General features: G+C 68.5%; 6 protein-coding genes and 1 pseudogene. 6 read left to right on the top strand and 1 reads right to left on the bottom strand.

Annotation, left to right across the window (positions count from 1 at the left end; all coding sequences use genetic code 11):
• The 5 genes and pseudogenes from VMD50_RS08580 to treZ form a co-directional block, all read left to right on the top strand.
• Nucleotides 1–163, top strand: a pseudogene (locus tag VMD50_RS08580) (NlpC/P60 family peptidoglycan-binding protein RipD); the annotation flags it as partial.
• 92 nt (nucleotides 164–255) lie between these two features.
• Entirely contained in the window at nucleotides 256–2,412 is a 2,157-nt protein-coding gene (locus tag VMD50_RS08585; RefSeq protein WP_325426775.1) for an acyltransferase family protein, read from the top strand.
• A gap of 37 nt (nucleotides 2,413–2,449) precedes the next feature.
• A complete protein-coding gene (gene glgX / locus VMD50_RS08590; protein ID WP_325426777.1) occupies nucleotides 2,450–4,660 on the top strand; it encodes a glycogen debranching protein GlgX in 2,211 nt (736 codons plus the stop codon).
• Nucleotides 4,661–4,663: 3 nt separating this feature from the next.
• A complete protein-coding gene (treY, locus tag VMD50_RS08595) occupies nucleotides 4,664–6,964 on the top strand; it encodes a malto-oligosyltrehalose synthase (protein ID WP_325426779.1) in 2,301 nt (766 codons plus the stop codon).
• Nucleotides 6,957–8,699 carry a malto-oligosyltrehalose trehalohydrolase gene (gene treZ / locus VMD50_RS08600; protein WP_325426781.1) on the top strand — a complete coding sequence of 581 codons (1,743 nt, stop codon included), beginning with the start codon at nucleotides 6,957–6,959 and terminating at the stop codon, nucleotides 8,697–8,699. Before treY ends, treZ begins: the two co-directional genes overlap by 8 nt.
• 22 nt (nucleotides 8,700–8,721) lie before the next feature.
• Here treZ and VMD50_RS08605 read toward each other — a convergent pair whose 3' ends face one another.
• Nucleotides 8,722–9,393, bottom strand: coding sequence for a response regulator transcription factor (locus VMD50_RS08605; RefSeq protein ID WP_325426783.1), 672 nt, complete (start codon nucleotides 9,391–9,393; stop codon nucleotides 8,722–8,724).
• A gap of 92 nt (nucleotides 9,394–9,485) precedes the next feature.
• Here VMD50_RS08605 and VMD50_RS08610 point away from each other — a divergent pair, with 92 nt between their 5' ends.
• Complete coding sequence (locus VMD50_RS08610; RefSeq protein ID WP_325426785.1) at nucleotides 9,486–9,641, top strand: DUF6131 family protein; 156 nt, start codon at nucleotides 9,486–9,488, stop codon at nucleotides 9,639–9,641.
• Nucleotides 9,642–9,879 lie beyond the last annotated feature (238 nt).

Raw genomic sequence — 9,879 nt, forward strand, 5'->3', positions numbered from 1 at the left:
GCAAGCCCCGCTCCAGCAGGCCCCGGTCCAGCAGGCCCCGGTCCAGCAGGCCCCGGCGCAGCAGCTCCCGACGCAGCAGGCGCCCTTGCAGCAGCTCCCCCTGCTGCAGCCGCCGACGCAGCAGGCGCCGGTGCAGCCGGCTCCGTTCGGCATCACGCGGTAACCCCGAGAGCGCGGCACTCCCCAACGCGCCGGCACCCGCCACTCGCTCCCCTCAGGAGCGGGTGGCGGTTTTCGGTAAATTGGCGGTCGACCATGCAGAGCCTGTCACCGCCCCGCCCACCGGTTGCCACTGCGAAACCGGTGCCTGCGCGCGCCGCGGGCTTCTATCGCTACGACCTCGACGGCCTGCGCGGCATCGCGATCGCCCTCGTCGCCATGTTCCACATCTGGTTCGGCCGCGTTTCCGGCGGGGTCGACGTGTTCCTGGCGCTGTCCGGGTTCTTCTTCGGCGGAAAGATCCTGCGCGCCGCGCTCAACCCGGAGCTGTCGCTGTCGCCGGTCGCCGAGGTGGTCCGGCTGGTCCGCCGCCTGCTTCCCGCCCTCGTCGTGGTCTTGGCCGGCTGCGGGCTGCTGACCGTCCTGGTGCAACCCGAGACCCGCTGGGAGACGTTCGCCGATCAGAGCCTGGCGAGTCTGGGCTATTACCAGAACTGGGAGCTGGCCAACAGCGAGTCCGACTATCTGCGGGCCGGCGAAGCGGTCACCCCCCTGCAGCACATCTGGTCCATGTCGGTGCAAGGCCAGTTCTACATCGCCTTCCTGCTGCTGATCGCCGGCTGCGCCTACCTCTTCCGGCGCCCGCTGGGCACCCGGCTGCGGACGCTTTTCCTGGTCCTGCTCAGCGCGCTGACGGTGGCCTCGTTCGTCTACGCGATCGTCGCCCACCAGGACAATCAGGCGATCGCCTACTACGACAGCTTCGCCCGGGCCTGGGAGCTGCTGCTCGGCGCACTCGTGGGCGCCGTGGTGCCGCACGTTCGCTGGCCGATGTGGCTGCGCACCGCCGCCGCCACCGTCGCGCTGGCGGCGATCGTGTCCTGCGGGGCCCTGATCGACGGCGTCAAGGAATTCCCCGGCCCGTGGGCGCTGGTCCCCGTCGGGGCCACCATGCTGATGGTCCTCGCCGGGTCCAACCTGCCGGCCGGCGCCAGTGAGCGGATGCCGCTGCCCAATCGGGTGCTGGCGGCCGGGCCCCTGGTGGCGCTGGGCGCGATGGCCTACTCGCTGTACCTGTGGCACTGGCCGCTGCTCATCTTCTGGCTGTCCTACAGCGGACACCGGCACGCCGGCTTCGTCGACGGCACGGTGGTGCTGCTGGTGTCCGGGATGCTGGCCTACCTGACCACGCGGCTCGTCGAGGACCCGCTGCGGTACCGGGCACCCGCCCGCACGCCCTCGCCGACCTCCGTCGCGACCATCCCCTGGCGGGTTCGCCTGCGCCGCCCGACGATGGCGCTGGGATCCATGGTGGTGCTGCTCGGCGTCACGCTGACCGCAACGTCGTTCACCTGGCGTCAGCACGTCACGGTCCTGCGCGCGGCGGGCAAAGAGCTCAGCGTCCTCAACCCGCAGGACTACCCCGGCGCGCGTGCCCTGACCGAGCACGCGCGGGTGCCGGCGCTGCCGATGCGGCCCACCGTCCTCGAGGTCAAGGACGACGTTCCGGTCTCGACCCGGGACGGCTGCATCAGCGACTTCGTCAACCCGACCGTCGTCAACTGCGCCTACGGCGACGTGGCCGCGACGCGGACCATCGCCCTGGCCGGCGGGTCGCACGCGGAGCACTGGCTCCCCGCGCTGGACCTGCTGGGCCGCCTGCATCACTTCAAAGTGGTGACGTATCTCAAGATGGGCTGCCCGCTGTCCACCGAGGAAGTGCCCCTGATCATGGGCAACAACGCCCCGTACATGCAGTGCCGCGAGTGGGTGCAGCGGACGATGAACAAGCTGGTCGACGACCGGCCCGACTACGTGTTCACCACGACGACCCGGCCGTGGAACATCAAGACCGGCGACGTGATGCCCGCGACCTACATCGGCATCTGGCAAACGTTGTCCGACAACAACATTCCGATTCTCGGCATGCGCGACACCCCGTGGCTGGTCAAGAACGGCAAGCCGTTCGACCCCGCGGACTGCCTGGCCAAGAAGGGCGGCAGCCCGCAGTCCTGCGCGGTCAAGCGCTCCGACGTGCTGTCCGATCGCAATCAGACCCTCGACTTCGTCGCGCAGTTCCCGCTGCTCAAGGCCCTCGACATGTCGGACGCGATCTGCCGCGCCGACGTCTGCCGGCCGGTCGAGGGGAACATCCTGATTTACCACGGCGCTCACCACCTGTCGCCCACCTACGTGCGGACCATGACCACCGAGCTGGGCCGGCAGATCGGGGCCAGCACCGGTTGGTGGTAACGGGCCGCCGCACCGCGGGCGCGGATAAGGTCATGTGATGCCGACGAAGAATCCAGGCTCGGGAACTGGCACGGCGGCGCGTGACGCCGCCGGGACCCGGCCAAGGCTGGCCACCGTGTGGCCGGGCACCCCCTATCCGCTCGGCGCCTCCTATGACGGCGCGGGAACCAACTTTTCGCTGTTCTCCGAGATCGCCGAGCGGGTCGATTTGTGCCTGATCGACGACGACGGCAGCGAGTCACGGATCCCCCTCGATGAGGTCGACAGCTACGTCTGGCACGCGTACCTGCCGAGAATCACGCCGGGTCAGCGCTACGGATTTCGGGTCCACGGCCCCTTCGACCCCGCAGCCGGCCACCGCTGTGACCCGAGCAAGCTGCTGCTGGATCCCTACGGCAAGGCGTTCCACGGCGACTTCACCTTCGGCCAGGCGCTCTATTCCTACGACCTCAAGGCAGTCGACCCGGACGGCCCCAACGCCGACGGGGCCGACCCGGGGACTCCCCCGATGGTCGACTCGCTCGGCCACACCATGACCAGCGTGGTGAGCAACCCGTTCTTCGACTGGGGATCCGACCGCGCCCCGCTGACCCCGTACCACGAGACCGTCATCTACGAGGCCCACGTCAAGGGCATGACACAAACCCATCCCGGCATCCCCGAGGAGCTGCGGGGCACCTACGCCGGGCTGGCCCACCCGCTGATCATCGACCACCTCAAGTCGCTCAACGTCACCGCCATCGAGCTCATGCCCGTCCACCAGTTCCTGCACGACTCGCGCCTGCTGGACCTGGGGCTGCGAAACTACTGGGGCTACAACACCTTTGGCTTCTTCGCCCCGCACAACCAGTACGCGGCAAACCGCAATTCCAGCGTCGCAGAGTTCAAATGGATGGTGCGCAGCCTGCACGAGGTCGGCATCGAGGTCATCCTCGACGTGGTCTACAACCACACCGCCGAAGGCAACCACCTCGGTCCGACGATCAACTTCCGCGGCATCGACAACGCCGCCTATTACCGGCTCGTCGATGAGGACCTGCGGTTGTACAAGGACTACACGGGCACCGGCAACAGCCTCAACGCCCGCCACCCCCACGTGCTGCAGCTGATCATGGACTCGCTGCGCTACTGGGTGCTCGAGATGCACGTCGACGGATTCCGCTTCGATCTGGCCGCCACCCTGGCCCGCGAGCTGCACGACGTCGACCGGCTGAGCGCGTTCTTCGATCTGGTGCAGCAGGATCCGGTGATCAGCCAGGTCAAGTTGATCGCCGAGCCGTGGGACGTCGGCGAGGGTGGCTACCAGGTCGGAAATTTCCCGGGTTTGTGGACCGAGTGGAACGGGAAGTATCGCGATACTGTGCGCGACTACTGGCGGGGGGAACCCGCGACCCTGGGCGAGTTCGCTTCCCGGCTGACCGGGTCGTCGGACCTGTATGAGGCGACGGGCCGGCGCCCCAGCGCCAGCATCAACTTCGTCACCGCCCACGACGGGTTCACGCTCAACGACCTGGTCTCGTACAACGACAAACACAACCTGACCAACGGCGAAGACAACTACGACGGCGAGAGCCATAACCGTTCGTGGAACTGTGGCGTCGAAGGCCCCACCGACGACCCCGACATCCTGGAACTGCGCCGGCGCCAAATGCGCAACTTCTGGGCCACGCTGCTGGTCAGCCAGGGCACGCCGATGATCGCCCACGGTGACGAGTTCGGGCGCACCCAGAACGGCAACAATAATGTCTACTGCCAGGACTCCGAATTGTCCTGGATGGACTGGTCATTGGTCGACAAGAACGCAGATCTGCTGGCGTTCGCGCGCAAGGTGACCACCCTGCGCAAGAACCATCCGGTGTTTCGCCGGCGCCGGTTCTTCGACGGCGAACCGATCCGAAGCGGCGACGAGGTCCGCGACATCGCCTGGCTGAATCCAAGTAGCCGCGAGATGACGCATGAGGACTGGGGTGAAAGCATTCACAAGTGTGTGGCGGTGTTTCTCAACGGCGACGCCATCACCGCGCCGAACGCCCGCGGCGAGCGGGTGGTCGACGACTCATTCCTGTTGTGCTTCAACGCGGGCGAAGAACCGATCGAGTTCGTGATGCCCAACTGCGACTATGCCCGGGAGTGGACCGTGGAGCTGGACACCAACGACCCCGTCGGTGAAGCCGACCAGGTGGTGAACGCCGAGGAGAAGGTGTCGCTGCCCTCGCGTTCGCTGCTGGTACTTCGTAAGACCTTGTGACGCATGGCCTTACCAGTCCTCTCTACCTACCGGCTCCAGCTGCGTGGTGAGTCCAGCGGATTCGCTTTCACCTTCGCCGACGCCGAAAACCTGCTGGACTACCTCGACGACCTCGGGGTGACCCACCTGTACCTCTCGCCGGTCCTGACCGCGGCGCGCGGGTCCAATCACGGGTATGACGTCACCGACCCCACTACGGTCTCCGCAGAGCTGGGCGGGCCCGACGGTCTGGCGCGGTTGTCGGCCGCCGCACGCGAGCGCGGCATGGGCCTGATCATCGACATCGTCCCCAACCACGTCGGCATCGAGGACCCCCAGCAGAACCCGTGGTGGTGGGACGTGTTGCGGAACGGCCGGGACTCGCGGTGCGCGTCGTTCTTCGACATCGACTGGGACCTCGACGAGCGCGGCCGAATCGTGTTGCCGATCTTGGGTTCCGACGACGACGCCGCCGACCTGAAGGTCGACGGGGACCTGCTGCGGCTGGGCGACCTGGCGCTGCCCATCGCACCAGGTACCGGCGGGGGCACGGGCCCGGAAGTCCACGACCGCCAGCACTACCGGTTGGTGGGCTGGCGCAACGGAGTCTGCGGCTACCGGCGCTTCTTCGCGATCACCTCGCTGGCCGGCCTGCGGCAGGAGGATCCCGCGGTGTTCGTCGCCAGCCACGCCGAGGTCGCGCGCTGGTTCGGCGAGGGACTCGTCGACGGCGTGCGCATCGACCACCCCGACGGATTGTCCGACCCCTGCGGCTATCTGACCCGGCTGCGTGAGTTGGTCGGGCCGGACGCCTGGATCGTCATCGAGAAGATCCTGGCGGTCGACGAGGCGCTGGAGCCCACGCTGCCGGTGGGCGGCACCACCGGCTACGACGTGCTCCGTCAGGTCGGCGGGGTCTTCGTCGACCCGGCCGGCGAGGGCGCGCTGACCGCGCTAGTCGAGTCGGCCGGGGTCGACTACGGCGCGATGCCCCAGCTGCTCGCCGAGCTCAAGACCCGCACGGCCACGGTGATGTTGGCCAGCGAGCTGGCCAGGCTGCGCCGGGCCGTCGCGGCCGCCGCGGGCACCGATCATCCGCTGCTGCCCGAGGCGGTCACCGCCCTGCTCACCCACATCGGGGTCTACCGCTGCGACTACCCCGGGCTGGTCGCGCTGCTGCCCACCGCGCTGGCCGAAACCCAGGCGGCAGCACCGCAATTGGGGCCGGCGCTGCAGGTGCTTGCGGCGGCGCTGACCCGCGGCGGCGAGCCGGCCACCCGGCTGCAGCAGCTCTGCGGCGCGGTGACCGCCAAGTCCGTCGAGGACTGCCTGTTCTACCGCGACGCCCGCCTGGTGTCGCTCAACGAGGTGGGCGGCGAACCGCATCGTTTCGGCGTCGGCCTGGCCGAGTTCCACCACAGCGCCGCCACCCGCGCCCGGTTGTGGCCGCACACGATGACGACGCTGACCACCCACGACACCAAGCGCGGCGAGGACGTGCGGGCCCGCATCGGCGTGCTGTCCCAGGTGCCGTCGCTGTGGACGGAGTTCCTCGCCCGCTGGGAGGTCAAGGCCCCCTCCCCCGATCCCGCGACCGGACGGTTCCTGTGGCAGAACGTCTTTGGCGTCTGGCCGGTGAGCGGCCAGGTCACCGGCGAGCTGCGCGGCCGGCTGCACGCCTACGCCGAGAAGGCCATCCGGGAGGCGGCCTGGCACACCTCGTGGAACGACCCGGACGCCGCCTTCGAGGACGCCGTGCACCGCTGGCTGGACACCGTGCTCGACGGCCCGGTGGCCGGCCAGCTGACCGAACTGGTTACCCAACTCAATTCGCACGCGGCCAGCGACGCGCTGGGCCAGAAGCTGCTCGCGCTGACGGTGCCGGGCATACCGGACATCTACCAGGGCACCGAGCTGTGGGACGACAGCCTGGTCGACCCCGACAACCGTCGCGCCGTCGACTTTGCCGCCCGCAGGGCCGCGCTGACGGAGTTGCACCATCCCAAGATTCGCGTCGTCACCACGGCGCTTCGGGTGCGGCGCTCCCGCCCCGACACGTTCTTGCGCGGCGACCACGTTCCGGTGCTCGCCGACGGCGAGGCCAGCGACCACGTCGTGGCCTTTCGCCGCGGTGACGACGTCCTGGTCGCGGTGACCCGCTGGACCGTGCGCCTGGCCGAAAAGGGCTGGGGCAATACCGTGGTGCCGCTGCCCGAGGGCACCTGGACCGACGCGCTCAGCGGCGCCGTGGCCAGCGGGGCGACCTCGGCCGCCCAACTGTTCTCGGACCTCCCCGTGGTGCTGCTGGAGCGCCGCCATGACTGAGTTCCGGGTGTGGGCGCCCAGGCCCGCGCTGGTGCGCCTTGACGTCGACGGCGCGGTGCACCCGATGACCCGCTCCGACGACGGCTGGTGGCACGCCGACGTGGAGGCGGCCCGGGACGCCCGGTACGGATACCTGCTCGACGACGACCCCACCGTGCTGCCCGACCCCCGCTCGCCCCGCCAGCCCGACGGGGTGCACGCCCGGTCGCAGCTGTGGGACCCGGCCGGCGCGGCTTGGACCGACGGCGAGTGGCCCGGCCGGTCCATCGGAGGAGCCGTGATCTACGAGTTGCACGTCGGAACGTTCACGCCGACGGGCACTTTCGACGCCGCCATCGAAAGGCTGGACTATCTGGTCGATCTCTTGATCGACTTCGTCGAGGTGATGCCCGTCAACTCCTTCGCCGGCACCCACGGCTGGGGTTACGACGGCGTGCTGTGGTACAGCGTGCACGAACCCTACGGCGGTCCCGACGGCCTGGTCCGGTTCGTCGACGCGTGCCACGCGCGCGGCCTGGGCGTGTTGATCGACGCAGTCTTCAACCACCTCGGCCCGTCGGGCAACTACCTGCCGCGGTTCGGGCCCTACCTGTCGTCGGCGAGCAACCCGTGGGGCGAGGGCATCAACATCGCCGGCGCCGACTCCGACGAGGTGCGCCGCTACATCATCGGCTGCGCGCTGCGCTGGATGCGCGACTTCCACGCCGACGGGCTGCGCCTGGACGCCGTGCACGCGCTGGTGGACACCACGGCCATCCACATTCTCGAGGAACTCGCCACCGAAACCGACTCGCTGGCAAGCCAGCTCGGCCGCCCGCTGTCCCTGGTCGCCGAAAGCGACCTCAATGACCCGCGATTGATCACCCCGCGCGAGCGCAACGGGTACGGGCTGACCGCGCAGTGGTCCGACGACATCCACCACGCCATCCACACCGCGGTGTCCGGCGAGCGCCAGGGCTACTATGCCGACTTCGGGTCGCTGGCCACGCTGGCGGAAACGCTGCGGCACGGCTACTTTCACGCCGCCACCTATTCGTCGTTCCGGCACCGCCGCCACGGGCGGCCGCTGGACACCACGGAAAAGTCGGGCATCCCGGCCACCCGGCTGGTCGCCTACACCTGCACCCACGACCAGGTCGGCAACCGGGCGCTCGGGGATCGCCCGTCACAGAACCTGACCGGCGGCCAGCTCGCGGTCAAGGCCGCCCTCGCCCTCGGGTCGCCCTACACCGCAATGCTTTTCATGGGCGAGGAATGGGGCGCGTCGACCCCGTTCCAATTCTTCAGTTCGCACACCGAACCGGAGCTGGCCCGGGCCACCGCGGAGGGACGCAAGGCCGAGTTCGCCGAACACGGCTGGGATGCCGACGAGATTCCCGATCCCCAGGATCCGCAGACGTTTTTGCGTTCCAAATTGAAGTGGGACGAGCTCGACGCCGGCGAACACGCCCGCGTGCTGCGCGTGTACCGGGACCTGATCGCCCTGCGCCACCACGACGCGGACCTGGTCGACCCCTGGCTGGAGCACCTCGCCGTCGACTACGACGAAGAGCAACGCTGGATCACCATTCACCGCGGCGCGTTGCGCATCGCATGCAACCTGGGCGCCGAGCCGGTGACGGTGCCCATCGCCGGGGACGTGGTCCTCGCGTGGGGCGAGCCGAAGGCAGGCACCGATTCCACCGTGCTGCAAGGCCATTCGTTCGCGATTCTCTCAGTGCGCGAGCAGACGTGACGACACTCTGGCGGCGGGTCGGCTAGGGGCCGCCGCGCCAGTGCTCGATGCGGTGATGGTCCGGGGTGAAGCCGTGGTTGACGCCCCACAAGACGGCCTGGGTGCGGCTGGCGACGCCCAGCTTGCGGTAGATCGTGCGGATGTAGGACTTCACCGTGTTGGGGCTCAGGTAGGTCAGGCGCGCGACGTCGGCGTTGCTCATGCCCTGGGTGATCAGCGCCAGGATCTCCGCCTCGCGGTCGCTGAGCCCCTCGCCGCGGCCGGGCCAGTCCAGCCCGGGCGCGCTGCGGGCGCGGGGGGCCGCCTCGCTAATGACCTCCCGCCCGGAATGTACGGCCTCCAGTGCGGCGACCAGCTCGCGCGCGGGCAGTGTCTTGGACAGGTACCCGTGAGCGCCCTGCCGCCGGGCGCTGTCGACGAGGTCTGGGTGAAAGTTCCAGGTGTAGACCACAACTCGGTGCGCCCGGGGATTGGCAACCAGGACCGCGATCTCCTCGTGGTCGGATTCGGGCTGGGCGAACGAGTCGTACAGGACGATGTCGACGGTGTCCTCGACGGGCATGGTGGAGTCGAGTTCCGCGATCACGACGCGGTCGCGGTAGGGGTCGAGCATGTTGGCCACGCCCTTCACGACGACGTCGTAGTCGTCGACCAGCGCGACGGTGATCGGCGCGCGAGAAGTTGGCGGTGACATGCCGGCAACATTACCTACCTAGGGGTGTATTGCTACCCCCCTTAAGGGTGGTCGTCTTAGTAGGTCCGTCATCACCGAAGGGGAGGCTCGTCATGATCATTCTCGGCATCATCCTGCTAATCGCGGGATTCCTGCTCAAGATCTCCATCCTGTGGACCATCGGGATCATCCTGCTCGTCATCGGTGCGATCCTGTGGATCCTCGGCAGCACCGGGCGCGCTGTCGCGGGTCGCAGGCACTGGTACTGATCGCGTCCACGATCACCGATTGAGCGGATCGATCTCGGGCCCGCTCAATCGGTGGCGGTGGCGCGCATTTGCAATACTGCGCTGTGGACAACGCCGCACAGGACAAGGTCCGGTTCACCCGCGACGAATTGAAACGTTTCAGCGGTATGACCCTGCCGGACCTGATCTCCGATCGGGTTCGGCTGCTGTTCGTCGGCATCAATCCGGGCCTGAGAACCGTTGCGGTGCAGGCTCATTT

The sequence above is a fragment of the Mycobacterium sp. genome (assembly GCF_035506235.1).
Taxonomy (GTDB): domain Bacteria; phylum Actinomycetota; class Actinomycetes; order Mycobacteriales; family Mycobacteriaceae; genus Mycobacterium.